At 71.0% G+C, this 13,762-nt stretch carries 12 protein-coding genes and 1 pseudogene; 9 read left to right on the top strand and 4 right to left on the bottom strand.

Going from position 1 to position 13,762, the window contains the following annotated elements; translation table 11 throughout:
• The first annotated feature begins 18 nt into the window (after positions 1 to 18).
• Together ACWCO8_RS07470 and ACWCO8_RS07465 are read left to right on the top strand one after the other, a co-directional pair.
• A pseudogene (locus ACWCO8_RS07470) lies at positions 19 to 539 on the top strand (GNAT family N-acetyltransferase).
• Positions 536 to 1,744, top strand: coding sequence for a threonine synthase (locus ACWCO8_RS07465; protein WP_451031392.1), 1,209 nt, complete (start codon positions 536 to 538; stop codon positions 1,742 to 1,744). Before ACWCO8_RS07470 ends, ACWCO8_RS07465 begins: the two are co-directional and overlap by 4 nt.
• Positions 1,745 to 1,940: 196 nt before the next feature.
• Here ACWCO8_RS07465 and ACWCO8_RS07460 read toward each other — a convergent pair whose 3' ends face one another.
• From ACWCO8_RS07460 to ACWCO8_RS07450, 3 genes are all read right to left on the bottom strand, one after another.
• The gene (locus tag ACWCO8_RS07460; protein ID WP_451031391.1) at positions 1,941 to 2,789 is read right to left on the bottom strand and encodes an alpha/beta fold hydrolase; all 849 of its coding nucleotides are present in this window, start codon (positions 2,787 to 2,789) and stop codon (positions 1,941 to 1,943) included.
• Positions 2,790 to 2,870: 81 nt separating this feature from the next.
• On the bottom strand, positions 2,871 to 3,569 hold the full coding sequence (locus ACWCO8_RS07455; protein ID WP_451031390.1) for an alpha/beta fold hydrolase: 699 nt from the start codon (positions 3,567 to 3,569) through the stop codon (positions 2,871 to 2,873).
• A gap of 140 nt (positions 3,570 to 3,709) precedes the next feature.
• On the bottom strand, positions 3,710 to 5,971 hold the full coding sequence (locus ACWCO8_RS07450; protein ID WP_451031389.1) for a helix-turn-helix domain-containing protein: 2,262 nt from the start codon (positions 5,969 to 5,971) through the stop codon (positions 3,710 to 3,712).
• Positions 5,972 to 6,145: 174 nt separating this feature from the next.
• Between ACWCO8_RS07450 and ACWCO8_RS07445 the strand changes: the two genes are divergently transcribed.
• From ACWCO8_RS07445 to ACWCO8_RS07420, 6 genes are all read left to right on the top strand, one after another.
• Complete coding sequence (locus ACWCO8_RS07445; RefSeq protein WP_451031388.1) at positions 6,146 to 7,051, top strand: LysR family transcriptional regulator; 906 nt, start codon at positions 6,146 to 6,148, stop codon at positions 7,049 to 7,051.
• 573 nt (positions 7,052 to 7,624) lie between these two features.
• Positions 7,625 to 9,496 (top strand): sensor histidine kinase, encoded by a 1,872-nt coding sequence (locus ACWCO8_RS07440; RefSeq protein WP_451031387.1) that lies wholly within the window; start codon positions 7,625 to 7,627, stop codon positions 9,494 to 9,496.
• A 7-nt stretch (positions 9,497 to 9,503) separates the two neighbouring features.
• Positions 9,504 to 9,938, top strand: a complete 435-nt coding sequence (locus tag ACWCO8_RS07435; RefSeq protein WP_215071982.1) for a roadblock/LC7 domain-containing protein — start codon at positions 9,504 to 9,506, stop codon at positions 9,936 to 9,938.
• Positions 9,935 to 10,312: a DUF742 domain-containing protein gene (locus tag ACWCO8_RS07430; RefSeq protein ID WP_362002744.1), complete on the top strand. Its 378-nt coding sequence runs from the start codon at positions 9,935 to 9,937 to the stop codon at positions 10,310 to 10,312. Before ACWCO8_RS07435 ends, ACWCO8_RS07430 begins: the two co-directional genes overlap by 4 nt.
• Positions 10,290 to 10,913: a GTP-binding protein gene (locus ACWCO8_RS07425; protein ID WP_362002745.1), complete on the top strand. Its 624-nt coding sequence runs from the start codon at positions 10,290 to 10,292 to the stop codon at positions 10,911 to 10,913. Before ACWCO8_RS07430 ends, ACWCO8_RS07425 begins: the two co-directional genes overlap by 23 nt.
• Positions 10,910 to 11,476 (top strand): GAF domain-containing protein, encoded by a 567-nt coding sequence (locus tag ACWCO8_RS07420; RefSeq protein WP_362002747.1) that lies wholly within the window; start codon positions 10,910 to 10,912, stop codon positions 11,474 to 11,476. The genes ACWCO8_RS07425 and ACWCO8_RS07420 overlap by 4 nt, the downstream gene beginning before the upstream one ends.
• Before the next feature lie 101 nt (positions 11,477 to 11,577).
• Here ACWCO8_RS07420 and ACWCO8_RS07415 read toward each other — a convergent pair whose 3' ends face one another.
• Positions 11,578 to 12,777: an acyl-CoA dehydrogenase family protein gene (locus ACWCO8_RS07415; RefSeq protein ID WP_451031386.1), complete on the bottom strand. Its 1,200-nt coding sequence runs from the start codon at positions 12,775 to 12,777 to the stop codon at positions 11,578 to 11,580.
• A gap of 562 nt (positions 12,778 to 13,339) precedes the next feature.
• Between ACWCO8_RS07415 and ACWCO8_RS07410 the strand changes: the two genes are divergently transcribed.
• The gene (locus ACWCO8_RS07410; protein ID WP_451031385.1) at positions 13,340 to 13,711 is read left to right on the top strand and encodes an MmcQ/YjbR family DNA-binding protein; all 372 of its coding nucleotides are present in this window, start codon (positions 13,340 to 13,342) and stop codon (positions 13,709 to 13,711) included.
• The last annotated feature ends 51 nt before the right edge of the window (positions 13,712 to 13,762 follow it).

The raw sequence follows: 13,762 nt of genomic DNA, 5'->3' as shown, positions 1-13,762 counted from the left end.
CTGTGCGAAGATCGCGGCGTGGATGATCTGCGCTTTCGTCTCGCCGAGGATGTCGACCTTGGCGCTGTCGTGCGGCTGCGCGACGATGCCGCCCGCTGGATGCTCGGCCAGGGTGTCACTGGGCAGTGGCGGCCCGGGGAGCTGGGCGAGGAGCACTTCCGGCGGATCATGGAGCGCGGGGAGGTGTGGCTCGCCGAAGACGCGGGGCGCGTGGTCGGGGCCTGGGGCTCTGGTGGGAGGACGAGGACGCCTGGGGGCCGCAGCCGCCGACCGCCGGCTATGTGCACCGGCTGATGGTGGACCACAGTCGTGTCCCGGCCGGGACGGGGCGCCGGCTTCTGCATGTCGCGGAGCGGCGCGTCGCCGAGGCGGGCCGGCCGCTGCTACGTCTGGACTGCCTGGCCGGCAACGAGCGCTTGAAGGCGTACTACCTCGATGCCGGCTACACGGTTGTCGGACACAAGGAGGGCAAGCCGCAACCGGGCGGCACGCCGAAGTCGTTCACGCTCCTCGAAAAGTCCGTACGGGACGCCACATGACCTCCTTGGCCACCGCCCAGCGGTCCCTCGGCGACCCCGACGTCCGCTACCCGCTGTGGCCGCCGCTGACGCGCGGCTGCCCGGAGACCAGCTCGGACGCCATGTCGTATCCCGTGGAGGTCGACTACGACTACGCGCGCGTGCCGGCCGACTTCCTCGCCGGACAGGGTCGCCCGTCCTCGGGCCTGGACCGCTGGGCGCCGTTGCTGCCGCCGCTGGTCGCGCCCGGCCTGGGCGAGGGCGGCACCCCGCTGGTCGAGATCGGCGACGGCGTGTACGTCAAGGACGAGTCACGTAACCCCACCTGGAGCCACAAGGACCGGCTCAACCGCTGCACGGTGAGCGCCGCCGTCGCCATCGGAGCGCCGGGCGTCGTCGTCGCGTCCTCCGGCAACCACGGAGCTTCCGCGGCGGCGTACGCGGCGCGCGCCGGGCTGCGTTGTGTCGTGCTCGGGTCGCCTGAGGTACCTCCCGCCGTCGCCTCGTTCCTCAGCGCGTACGGCGCGGTGGTGCTGCCCGTCCCGACCGCAGACCGCTGGCCGCTGACCGAGAGGATCGCCGAGGAGTTCGGCTTCCACCCGGTGAGCAACGTGACGCCCTTCCACACCGGGCACGCCTTCGGACCCGAGGGCTACAAGACGGTCGCGTACGAGATCGTGGCCGAACTCGGCGTGCCAGGCGCGGTGTTCGTGCCCACCGGCTACGGCGAGCTGCTCTTCGGCATCTGGAAGGGCTTCGCGGAGCTCCACCGCCTCGGTCTCGTCTCCGGCGTCCCACGCCTCTTCAGCTGCGAGCCGACGGCCGGCGGTCCACTCGCAGCGGCCCTGCGCAAGGGGCTGCCCGCCGCCAAGGTCGAGGTGGCGGCCACGGAGGCGTACGGCATCGACTGCCCCGTGAACAGCTACCGCGGGGTCCTCGCGATCAACGGCAGTGGCGGCCGCGCCCTGACCGTCGACGACGAGGCGATGCGCCGCGCGCAGGCCGAACTCGCCGTGCAGGGATTGTGGGTGGAGCTGTCGTCCGCGGCGGGGCTCGCGGGACTTCGTACGCTGTCGGACGACGAATCCGTCGAGGGCCCGGTGGTGTGCGTCGCCACGTCCAGCGGCTTCAAGGACACACTGGTGGGGCAGCGCCGTCCCACGCCGGTGGACCCGTCATGGGAGGCGGTGCGGGCGCGGCTGCGGGCGGCGGGGATCCGGCCGTGAGCGGTCACCCGGGGGCCTCGACTTCCGCTGCCGCTGGGCCAGTTCGGTGGCGGGAGCGGTGCTGGGGACCTGCTGGCTGACGGGGCCTTACAGCTGCGGGGCCCCGCGTTTAGCGTCACTCGGCCAGGGTCGTCGTACAGGGCGTCCCCGACCTCGGCAGGTCCCCTTGGCCGCCGAGGTCGGGGACTGCTCCGGGTCAGGTCGTGGCTCGGGCTGCGGCCTCGATCAGGCGGGTCGTGGTGCGGGGGTGGCTGATCATGGCCACGTGGGACGCGCCTCGGGCCTCTACGACGTGGCGGGCGCGGGCCCGGTCGTAGAAGAAGCGTTGCAGGGCGGGCGGGATGGCCTTGTCGGTGTCGGCGACCAGTCCCCAGGAGGGGATCGTGCGCCAGGCGGTGGCGGTCGTGGTGTCGGTGAAGCAGGTGGCGCTGAAGGGCCGTTGGGTGGCCTGCATCAGGCGCGTCGTGGCGACAGGAACGTCGGCGGCGAACGCGGCCCGGAACTTGTCGGGCTCCAGGTACAGGTCGACACCCGTCGTGCCATCGGCGGCGGCGTAGGGAACCGGTCGGGTCGCGGCCTCGATGATGCTGCCGGGGTACTTGTTGATCAGGACGCTGAGTTGCTCGCCCTGGTCGGGGACGAAGGCGGCGATGTAGACGAGCGCCTTGACGTTGGTGGCGTCGGCGGCGGCGTTGGTGATGGTGGTGCCGCCGTAGGAGTGGCCGACGAGCACCACGGGGCCGCTGATCGATCTGACGACGCTGGCGATGTAGGCGGCGTCCGTGGGCAGGCTGCGCAGCGGGTTGGCGGGGGCGATGGTCGGGTAGCCGGCGTGCTGGAGCCGCTCGATGACGCCGTTCCAGCAGGAGGCGTCCGCGAATCCGCCGTGCACCAGCACGACGGTCGGCTTGGTTCCGGCCCCGGCCTCGACCCCGGCGGGCGCGGCGGCGGAGGCTGTCGAGGCGAACGGTCCCAGCAGGGCCGCCGTGCTCGCTGCGGCGGCGGTGCCGGCGAGGACGCGGCGGCGGGTGAGCTCAGGGTCCATGAGGAACTCCCAGAGTGGTCGGGATGGAGTGTCTCGTCCGGTCACGGGCGCCGGGCGGGGTGCCCGGCGCGAATGCGACCACTAGGAAGGGGTGTTGACGCCGTTCGCCGCCTGGGCGATGACGGCGGCCACGACGGCCGGGCGGGAGACGTAGACGGCGTGGCTGCCGGGGGTCTCGGTGACGGTCGCGCCGGAGCGCTCCGACATGGCGCGCTGCGCGGCCGGCGGGATCATGCGGTCGTCGGTGGCGACCAGGTACCACGACGGCTTGGTCTGCCAGGCCGGCTCGGAGACCGCCCCTTCGAGGGCGTCGACGCCCCAGGGGACCTGGGAGTCGGCCATGAACGCGGCCGTCGACTCGGGGACGTCGGCGGCGAACGAGGCCGCGAACTTGTCCCGGTCCAGGAGCAGGCGGCCGTCGACGGGCGGCAGGATCGGCGGGACCGGCGCTCCGGGCGCCGGGTCGGCGATCAGGGAGCTGACCGACTCGCCCTTGTCCGGCGCGAACGCGGCGATGTAGGCGAGCGCGGCGACGTTCGGGTGGTTGCCGGCCTCGGTGATGACGACCCCACCGTAGGAGTGGCCGACCAGCACGGCTGGGCCGTCGAGACGGTCGAGGACCTGGTGGGTGGCGACGACGTCGCCGGCCAGGGACTCGGTCGGGTTCTGGACGACGGCCACGCGGTAGCCCTCGGCGGTCAGGTGGTCGTAGACCCCCTGCCAGCCAGATCCGTCCACGAAGCCACCGTGCACGAGCACGATGTTCCTGATGGTTTCCATGACCGTCTCCGCTCTGGAGGGACGGGCTCGGTGCCCGTCCGGCGCCTCCCATCCAAGTCGCCCGGGGGATCAGGGAACACGCAGAGCAGTACGCAGAGTTGGCGCTCGGTGCCGTCCGTGCCGCTTGTCCTGCTCTCTCGTCAGGCGGCGGTCACCAACGCCTGGCAGCGGCTGCTCGCCTCCGTGTCGCCGATCGACTCGAACACCCGCGCGGCCCGTATGTAGGCGCGGCTGCTCTCCCCGGCGCGGCCTTCCTCGGCCAGCAGTGCGGCCAGTGTTTCCAGGGCCTCGGCGCGCCGGTAGTCGGACACCTGGAGGGTGTCCAGGAGGTCGATCGCCGTGCTGAGCGTGGTGATCGCCTCGGGTCGGCGGCCGAGGTGGCCCAGGCACTGGGCGACGCGGATCAGGGCGAACGGCCGGCTGTGCGTCACGACGCTCGGTGACATCCCCGACGCCTCGTCGTCCATCAGCGCGACCAGGGCGAGATACTGCTCCAGGGCCTCGGCGTGACGCCCGTCGTCACGAAGGCAGTTGGCGACGTGGGCGAGGGACTGGACGTAGCTGTCGATGTCATGGATTCCCCTGAACGTCTCCGCCGCCCGCAGGGACATGGCGACGGCCTCGTCGAGCTGTCCGAGCAGGTGCAGGGCCGTCGCGGTGTACTCCTGTGACCAAGCGATCTGCGCCGTGGCACCGGCCCGGGTGGCCAGCTCCAGGGCCTCGGCGGCGTACCTCAGCATGGCCTTCGGGTCGCGCGGCGGCACCGAGTGGACCCAGGCCAGGTAGTTCAGCTGAGTCGCCTGCTGCGCCAGGTCACCGAGGTCGGCCGCGGCCTCCGCCCCGAGCGTGAAGACCTCGTGCCAGTGCGTGCCGTGGACCCAGCGTTCGGAGTACCAGTGCATCGACTCGGCGCAGTCGAGTACCAGGGAGGGCCGATCGACGAGCGAACTCCGCATCGCGCCAAGCCAGTTGTCCACGTGGCTCCGCAGCCACCAGTCGGCCTCGTCCGCGGAGGCCTGGGTCGCCAGGTCGGGGTCCGGCCGGTTGGGGCGGCCGTAACCGGGCTCGAACCAGCGCCCGGACATCGTCGCCATCCGCAGCAGCCACGACGTCACCCGTTCCGTCAGCTCCTCCTGCCCGGACGCGGAGTCCTCCGCCTGGAGCCGGTCGCGGGCGAACAGGCGGACGAGGTCGTGGAATCGGTAGAGGCCCTCGCCGCTGTCCTGCAGCAGGCCGAGGTCGACGAGCTCGTCGAGAGCGTCCCAGGCGTCCACGATCGGCATGCCGCCGGCGACGGCCGTCAGGGCGGCGTCGAAGTCCCGGCCGGGTACGACGGCGAGGTTGCGGAACACCCGGCGCGTGGAGTCGGCGAGTTGCTCGTACGACAGCCCGAACGCGTTGGCGATCTTGAGGTCCCCGGCGTGGAACTGCTCGAGCCGACGTTCCTCGTCCGCCAGCCGGGCGGCGAGTTGGGCGGAGTCCCAATCGGGGCGACTCAGCAGCCGGTTGCCGATGATCCGCAGAGCCAGCGGCAGTCCACCGCACAGCTCGGCGAGCCGGGTGAGCGTCGACTCCTTGTCCCGTGCGGAACGTTCGCCCAATATCCCGGTCAGCAGCTCCGTGGACTCCGACAACGGCAGCGGCCCCAGGACGAGTCGGCGTACGCCTTCCAAGCCCGCCAGCAACCGCCGCGTGGTGATCAGAGCCCTGCTCGCGCCCCCACCCGGCAGCAGTGGACGTACCTGTTCCTCCGACGCGGCGTTGTCGAGCACGACCAGGACATGCTTGTCCCTCAGCAACGAGCGGTACAGAGACGCACGTTCGTGGGGATCGCCCGGGATGTTCTGGTCGGCGGTACCGAGCGCGCGCAGCAGCTGCCGCAGCGCGTCGTCGGCGCTCAGGGGCCGCTGGGACATGCCGAGCAGATCGAGGAACAGCACCCCGTCGGGGAAGCTCGCCCGTACGGAATGGGCGGCGCGGACGGCGAACGTGGTCTTCCCCAGCCCCGCGGAGCCGGTGATGAGCCCCACCACGCCGACACCCGGCGAACTCTCGACGTACACGAGCTCGCTCAACCAGATCAGTTCCTCGGCACGACCGGTGAAGTCTTCGACCATCCGGGGCAGTTCACACGCACCGCTCTGCCGCGCCCAGTGGTCCCGCAGCCGGCCGTCGCGCGCCAGCTCGATCAGCCGGGTGCGATCGCTGTCGTCCAGCTTCAGCGCGTCCGCCAGAGCGGTGACGGTACGGGCCTGAGGGCCCTTGCTCCGTCCGCGCTCCATGTCCGACAGGGTCCGGGCGCTGACGCCCGAGACCTCGGCCAGCCGCTCCAACGTCAGCCGCGCCGCGCGGCGGTGGTCACGGAGCACTTCCCCGAATGCCGACCGGCCCGTTCCGTCCATGTCACTCCTCAGCGCGCCGGGGGCAATCTGCCAACAGCCTCGGCACACCGGCCTCGTACGTCCAATACGCAGTGGTGATGGCAGCGGTCACGATCCCTGATCGCACCGTGGCGAGCGTCCTTTGTGGCCTGCGCAATCCGGGCTCCGAGCTGCGGAGTTGATAGTTTGGGAGCCATGGAGCTCCGTACACTTGAGTACTTTGTCGCGGTGGCGGAGGAAGGGTCGTTCACCAAGGCGGCGGCCCGCTGTCATGTCGTGCAGCCCGCGATCAGCCAGCAGATCCAGGCCCTGGAGAAGGAGTTGGGCGAGCCGCTGTTCGAGCGGCTGCCCCGGCAGGTGGTTCTCACCTCCGGCGGCGCTGCCCTGCTGCCGCACGCCCGCGCCTGTCTGGCGGCGGCCGCGTCGGCGGTCCTGGAGTTCGCCGAACGGTCCGGCCTCCTCAGCGGCTCGTTCGCGCTGGGGACCGTCGGAGGCCTCGAAGGCACCACCATCCCCAAGTTGCTGGGGGAGTACCACCGGCGGTACCCCCAGGTCGCGGTGACGCTCACCGGGGCGTCGAGCCCGTCCCTCCTCGGGAAGGTCCGCGACGGGGAGATCGACGCCGCCGTGGTCGCCGGACCGCCGGAGGGCACGCCCGCCACCGTGGCCTCGCGCGTGCTCCTGGAGGACCGCATCGTCGCGGTCCTCCCCGCCGGAAGCCGCCCCGCGAACCGTCCGATGACCCTCGAGGAGGCGGTCCGGGGCCCGGTCATCAGTTACGGCCGCGACAGCGGCGTGCACGCGTACATCCGTGAGGCCTTCACGGCCAAGGCCCTGCGGCTGGAGGTCGCGTACGCGACGAACGACGTCGCCCTCCAGGTCGCACTGGTCGCGGAGGGCATCGGCATCGCCCTGACCTCCCACGCGAGCCCGGTCCTCGCCGCCGACCCGCGCTTCGTCGTCGTGCCGCTGGAGCCGGCCATCAGCCTGCGGAAGGTGTTCGTCTGGCGCGGTGGCACCCGACCGAGCGCGCCCTTGCGGGCCTTTCTCGACCTGTGGACGGAGCTGTCCGACCCGCACGAGCCGACCCTCGCCGAGTAGGGCTGGTCGGAGCGGCGCAGGAGCGGCGACCTGCCTCTCCATGTCCCACATGGCTTTTCACGGGCGGCAAGCCAGGCCCAGGGAGTGACGCTCCATCAGTGCCTGGAGCAGGGGATCACGGATTCGTCAGTACTCCCGCGGGTGTCGATGCGAACGCGAATGCGAACGTGAACGGTGAAGGGGAGTCCGCGGAGTGCGGGTGAGCCTCCCGCGCGGCCCGGAGCGGAGGTGTTCGCTTCGTTGTGCGAGCGGGCGTGGGTCGATTCCGGTCACGGCCGGATCCTGCCGACGGGGGAGGCGTACGGAAGGTCGGGGGAGGCGTACGGACGCTCCGTCGCCCTTCCGTTCCGTGCCCCCGACACGCTCGTCGAGTTCCGGCCATGTCTTCTCGGCCTGTCGTGCGAAGGCTGATACCAGAGTGGGTCTCGTCTACGGGTAAGTTTGCCAACTGCGCACCGCACATGAACGGTTGACGTCTAGAGTGGGTGGTTGGTGATCATCGGTAGCCTCGACAGACCCACGTAAGACACCCCCCGTAGTACGCCGCATCCTGGGCACGTACCAAGGACACTCATGTCTCAACTTCGCGCACCCGCCGCGCGGTCCGAACGCCGTGAGGGCGGGCGGCACGGCCGGTCAGGCGCCCGTTCCGCTTCCGGTGCGGGGGCTCCCAACCCCGCGCAGCACCCCGCGCCGCTCCCGACCGAAGCACGCATACGCCCCCAACTCCTTCGTACCTCCGTACTTCCCGCCGTCGCGGTCGCACTCGGTGGCGCCGCCGCCGTCCTCTTCACCCTCCGCTCCACCGGAGCAAGCCCCACCCCCGGCCTCTGGGCCGCGCTGACGGGCGCCGCGGCCCTCACGGTCGCCTCCATCACCGCGGCCGCGCTCGGCGCCGACCGGGCGGCCAAAGCCGTCCTCGACCGCTGCAACGCCCTGCGCCGCTCCAGCGCGCGCGGCCAGAGCGAACTGCGTACGGTCGTCGAACAGTTGCGCAGGGGCGAGGGTGCCCCGGACCGACCGGTCACCCCGCCGACAGCCGTCTCCGGAGACGAGTTCGACCTGCTCGCGCAGGAGCTGAACCGCTCGCACGAGGCCGCCGTGGCAGCCGTGGTGCAGGCCTCCCGGCTCTCCAGCAGCGTCGGCAACGAGCAGAAGGTCGAGGTCTTCGTCAACCTCGCCCGTCGTCTCCAGTCCCTCGTGCACCGCGAGATCCAGCTCCTCGACGAGCTGGAGAACGAGGTCGAGGACCCCGAGCTGCTCAAGGGCCTGTTCCACGTCGACCACCTGGCCACCCGCATCCGCCGCCACGCGGAGAACCTCGCCGTGCTCGGTGGCGCCATCTCCCGTCGCCAGTGGTCGAACCCGGTCACCATGACCGAGGTGCTGCGCTCCTCCATCGCCGAGGTCGAGCAGTACCCGCGCGTGAAACTGGTACCGCCGATCGACGGTACGCTCCGGGGCCATGCCGTGGCCGACGTCATCCACCTGCTCGCCGAACTCGTCGAGAACGCGACGTTGTTCTCCGCGCCGCACACCACGGTGCTGCTGCGCGCCCAGTACGTCACCGCCGGCCTCGCCATCGAGGTCGAGGACCGCGGCCTGGGCATGCCGGTCACCGAGCAGAACAAGATGAACGCGCTCCTCGCCGACCCCGACCAGGTGAACGTGGCCCACCTGCTCCAGGACGGCCGCATCGGACTCTTCGTCGTCTCCGCGCTCGCCCGCCGCCACGGGATCGCGGTACGGCTCCAGTCCAACATCTACGGTGGTGTCCAGGCCGTCCTCGTGCTGCCCCAGGGCATCCTGGGCGCCGACCCCGAGGGGCTCGCGCGCAGCGCGAACCAGACGGCCCAGATACAGCAGGTCCCGCAGGTCCAGCAGGCACCTCAGGTCCCGCAGACGCCTCAGGTGCAGCAGGTCCAGCAGGTCCAGCAAGCGCCCCACGCGCCGCAGATGCCCCAGGTGCCGCAGGCTCCCCAGGTCCCGCAGGCGCCTCAAGCACCCCAGCCCATGCCTCAGCGCGTGCCCCAGGCCGTCCACAGGGTCCCCACCGCTCCGGCCCCGGCCCCCGCGCCCGTACCGACGCCGGCCCCCGCTCCCGTGCCCTCGCCCGTGCGGGCCTCGGCCCATGGGGCGGAGCACGGGTCGGCCGAGCTCCCGCACCGGCCGCTGACGTACACCACCTCCGCCCCCGCGATCCCCGTCCAGCAGGCGGAGACCGTCGAGCGCGCCCAGCCCCCCGGCCGCCCGCTGCTCCCCAAGCGGCGTGCCCAGGAGCACCTCGTCCCGCAGCTGCGCGACGAGCCGGTGGCGCGCAGGCCCGAGGAGCACGCTCTGCACGACCCGGGTCTGATGGCCGCGTTCCAGCGCGGCATCGGACTCGCCGAATCCCAGCCCGCACCCCAAGAACCGCCGCGTCCCGGTGACGCGCACAAGGAGTAGATGCACCATGGCGAGCAATGTGCCGAACGGCCATTCCTCGGATCTCGACTGGCTGCTGAGCGGTCTGGTCCAGCGGGTCCCGTACACGCGGAACGCGGTCCTGCTCTCCTCCGACGGCCTGGTCAAGTCGGTCCACGGGCTCGACACGGACGCCGCCGACCACATGGCCGCGCTGGCCTCCGGGCTGTACTCGCTCGGCCGCAGCGCCGGCGCGCGGTTCGGCGACGGCGGAGAGGTGCGGCAGGTGGTCGTCGAGCTGGACTCGACGCTGCTGTTCGTCTCCACCGCCGGCTCCGGCACGTGTCTGGCGGTCCTCGCAGGGAGGGAGGCGGACGCCGCGGTCCTCGGGTACGAGATGGCGATGCTGGTCAAGAGCGTGCGGCCGTATCTCGTCACGCCCGCCAGACAGGCGGCCGGCGCGGCGGGCAGCACGGGGCAGTGAGCGCGGTGTCCCCCCAGGAGGGGCCCTGGCTCGACGACGCGGCCGGCCGGCTGATCCGTCCGTACACCGTCAGTGGTGGCCGGACCCAGCCGACCACCGCCCTGGACCTCCTCTCCATGGTGATGGCGACCGGTTCCTCCCCGCAGCCACATATGGGTCCCGAACACAGCCTGGCCCTCGGGCTGTGCGACGGACCCACCTCGGTGGCGGAGATCGCGGCGCACCTGCGATTACCGGCCGTCGTCACCAAGGTCCTGCTCTCCGACCTCGTGGACTGCGGGGCGCTGACCGCCCGCGCGCCCCGCTTCCACGCCAACCCAACCGACCGTTCCTTGCTGGAGGCAGTGCTCGATGGCCTACGACAACGGCTCTGAGCGCCACGAGAGCTTCGCGTCCGACCCCTTCCCCACCGCGCTCAAGATCCTGGTGGCGGGCGGCTTCGGCGTGGGCAAGACGACCTTCGTGGGCGCGGTCAGCGAGATCGAACCGCTGAGCACCGAGGAGCTGCTGACCCAGGTCAGCGCCGGCACCGACAGCCTGGAAGGCGTGGAGTCCAAGACCACGACCACGGTCGCGATGGACTTCGGCCGCATCACCCTCGACGACAGGAACGTGCTGTACCTGTTCGGCACCCCGGGCCAGGAGCGCTTCTGGTTCATGTGGGACGAGCTTTCCGAGGGCGCCCTCGGCGCGGTGGTCCTCGCCGACACCCGCCGCCTCCAGGACTGCTTCTCCGCCGTCGACTTCTTCGAGCGGCGCGGCATCGGATTCGTGGTCGCGGTCAACGAGTTCGACGGCGCCTACCGCTACGAGCCCGACGAGGTCAGGTCCGCGCTCGACCTCAAGCCCGAGGTGCCCGTGGTGCTCTGCGACGCGCGGATCTCCAGCGCCGGCATCCGGACCCTCCTCACCCTCGTCCAGCATCTGCTCACCACCATCCCGGCCCCCGTGCCGAGCTACGGAGCACCGTCATGACCTACGACCCGACCGGTCACCTGCTGCTGACCCCCGTCGACCAGGAGGCGCCCGCCCGTGTGCGGCGGCTGCGGGAGCTGGGTCTCGGGGAGCGTCCGGAGCCCGCGTTCGACGAGTTCGCCCACCGGCTCGCGGAGGTGACCGGTGCCCCGTTCTCGATGGTCAACTTCATCGACGAGCACCGGCAGTTCTTCGCCGGGCTGCACACCCCGACGGGCACGCACACCGGAAGCGACCTCAACGCGGCGGCCGGCGGGAACGTGGGCCGGTACATGGACCGCGACCACGGCTACTGCCCGCACGTGGTGGTGCGCCGGAAGGCGCTGGTCCTGGAGGACGTCTGCGACTACCCGCGGTTCGCGGGGAACCCGGTCGTGGACGAGATCGGCATCCGCTCGTACATGGGCGCGCCGCTCATCGACCGTACGGGGATAGCGCTGGGCACGATCTGCGTGGTCGACACGGACGTACGACCGTGGGGCCGCGCCGGTCTGGAGACGATCAAGTCGCTCGCGGCGGAGCTGGTGGAGCAGATCCACCGTCGTGAGGAAGGCCTGATCTGAGCCCGCGCGGCGGGCCCGGTACGAGTGCCGGGCCGAAACGATGGCGCCCCGGGACGGCTCTCATAGGAGCCGTGCCGGGGCGCGTCTGTGTCTGTGATCGGTCATGCGTGTACGGGCTCCAGCTTGAGGAGGTCCGCCAGCCGCTCCGACCAACTGCCCTTGTCCTCACCGAGAGCGACCTCGGCGAGGCGGAGCAGCTGGATGTCGGAGGTGCCGGCCGGGGCGAAGATGTGGTGCGCGTCGCGGAGATAGCGCTCGATCGGCCGGTCCGTGAAGAGCCCGGCGGCCGCGTGGATCTCCATGGCGTTGCGGCCGGAATCGATCGCCGACTCCACGTTCACCAGCTTCGCGTTCATCAACTCCGCGTCGCAGGACAGCCCTTGGTCCAGCAGATGGACGGCGTGGTACGCGGCGAGCCGGGCCGTCATCAGCCGCGACTGCATCTGGCCGAGCTTCAGCTTGACGGTGGGCAGGTGGTGCAGCGGCTTGCCGTAGCGGTGCCGCTCCGCGCAGAACCGGGTCGTCTCCTCCAGGATCGCCTGGTGGATACCGAGCGAGACGGCGGTGAGGTTGGCCCGCCCGTACAGCACGCTGGAAGAGTACGCGACGGCCAGGCCGTCACCCTCGTCGCCGAGCCGGTTGGCGGCCGGAACCCGGCAGTTCTCGAAGACGAGTTCGCCGAAGCTGAAGCCGTGCAGGCCCATCGCGGGCTGCTGGGGACCGGTCCTGAAGCCGGGGCGATCGGATTCGACCAGGAAGGCCGTCAGTCCCTTCGATCCGGGACCGGTCCTGACCACGACGCCGTGCAGATGGCCGACGTGGCTGTTGCCCACGAAGACCTTGCTGCCGTTGAGGATGTAGTCGTCGCCGTCGCGGACCGCGCTCGCGGTCATGCCGAGGACGTGCCCGCCCGACTCGGGCTCGGTGACCGCGATGGTCGGCAGGCACTCGCCGGCGGCGATGGCGGGAAGCCAGGTCTTGCGCTGCTCGTCGCTGCCGAAGTGGACGATCTTCGCGGTGCCGAGCTGGGAGGCCTGCACCATGGCGCCCATCGCGCCGCTGACGCGGGAGAGCTCCTCGATGATGATGGTCTTGGCCAGGTGGCCGGCGCCCATACCGCCGTACTCCTGGCTGATGGTGGCGCCCAGCCAACCCTGCTCGCAGATCAGTCGGGACAGTTCGTGGTGCACGGATCGGGACGCTTCCATCTCGGCTATCCGTGGCCGAACTTCACGCTCTGCGAAGTCCCTTACAGTTGCTCGGAGTTGGTGATGAAGTCGACTACTGAAGTAGCTGTCCACGCGAGAGTCCTCCCCTGCTCATCGCCTGCTCGATCGATTGTTCGAGCAGGTCGTGCATCGGCAGTGGTCCCGTCCCGAACAGGCCGACACTTCATGGTGTTGATCTTTACGGGGCGGAGCAATATCGCCACCGAGTTTGTCTTAAACCGGAGTGGTTGACGCCAGTAACTGACTGTGTTTCGGATGGAGTTGACCTGTTCCAGCGGGTCACCAGGGCATTCCCCGTGGACATCTTTCTGCCACATGCCATGGGCAAACAGATCGAGGGCATATGGCCCCGAGAGGGGCGGTGTCGCCTCATCAGCCACCTGTTCACCACAGGGTCGGCATCTCGGAAGGGTCCCGGAATGCGGACGGGGCCGAAACGGTGCGGCCGGGCCCGTGTGAATCCTTCGATCCGCGGGCGGCGGACGGCGTACAGGTGTGCTCGGCGGCGCCGGGGCGCGTCACAGGGAGTGAGGGGGGCGCGCTCCGGCGCGTGCGCGGCCGATCGCCGCCGGTTGGGGAAGGGTGGCCGGGGACAAGGGGTGTCAGTGTCAGTGGGGCGTCGTACGGTCGAGGTATGGCCACCGCCGACGACGTACGCCGTATCGCACTCTCGCTGCCCGGGGCGTTCGAGAAGCTCGCCTGGGGCTTGCCCACCTTCCGCGCCGGTCAGGGCGGCAGGATCTTCGCCTCGCTGGACGACGACGACCAGGCGATGGGGGTGAAATGCCCCAAGGAGGAGCGCGCGGAACTCCTCGCCGCCGAGCCCGCCAAGTTCTTCATCCGGGAGGGCCACGACGACGGGTACGCCTGGATACGTGTCCGGATCGGCGCCCTTGACGACGAGGACGAGCTCCGCGCCATCCTGGCCGATTCCTGGCGCCAGGCCGCCCCGCGCCGCCTGCTGCAGGAGTATCCCGAGGTCGGCGTACCCCCGGAGAGCGGCTGAGGCGACGGGGGCGGGTCCGCTCGGACCTGCCCCGCGCCCGCTCGGGCCCCC

The sequence above is a fragment of the Streptomyces sp. NPDC001927 genome, from assembly GCF_053594455.1.
This window is presented reverse-complemented; position numbering and strand designations above follow the sequence as displayed.

Coding starts and splice junctions, on each gene's coding strand:
- ACWCO8_RS07445 (WP_451031388.1), top strand. CDS start 6,146: ATGGAGCTCCGTACACTTGAGTACTTTGTCGCGGTGGCGGAGGAAGGG.
- ACWCO8_RS07435 (WP_215071982.1), top strand. CDS start 9,504: ATGGCGAGCAATGTGCCGAACGGCCATTCCTCGGATCTCGACTGGCTG.
- ACWCO8_RS07460 (WP_451031391.1), bottom strand. CDS start 2,789: ATGGACCCTGAGCTCACCCGCCGCCGCGTCCTCGCCGGCACCGCCGCC.
- ACWCO8_RS07425 (WP_362002745.1), top strand. CDS start 10,290: ATGGCCTACGACAACGGCTCTGAGCGCCACGAGAGCTTCGCGTCCGAC.
- ACWCO8_RS07450 (WP_451031389.1), bottom strand. CDS start 5,971: ATGGACGGAACGGGCCGGTCGGCATTCGGGGAAGTGCTCCGTGACCAC.
- ACWCO8_RS07455 (WP_451031390.1), bottom strand. CDS start 3,569: ATGGAAACCATCAGGAACATCGTGCTCGTGCACGGTGGCTTCGTGGAC.
- ACWCO8_RS07410 (WP_451031385.1), top strand. CDS start 13,340: ATGGCCACCGCCGACGACGTACGCCGTATCGCACTCTCGCTGCCCGGG.
- ACWCO8_RS07420 (WP_362002747.1), top strand. CDS start 10,910: ATGACCTACGACCCGACCGGTCACCTGCTGCTGACCCCCGTCGACCAG.
- ACWCO8_RS07465 (WP_451031392.1), top strand. CDS start 536: ATGACCTCCTTGGCCACCGCCCAGCGGTCCCTCGGCGACCCCGACGTC.
- ACWCO8_RS07440 (WP_451031387.1), top strand. CDS start 7,625: ATGTCTCAACTTCGCGCACCCGCCGCGCGGTCCGAACGCCGTGAGGGC.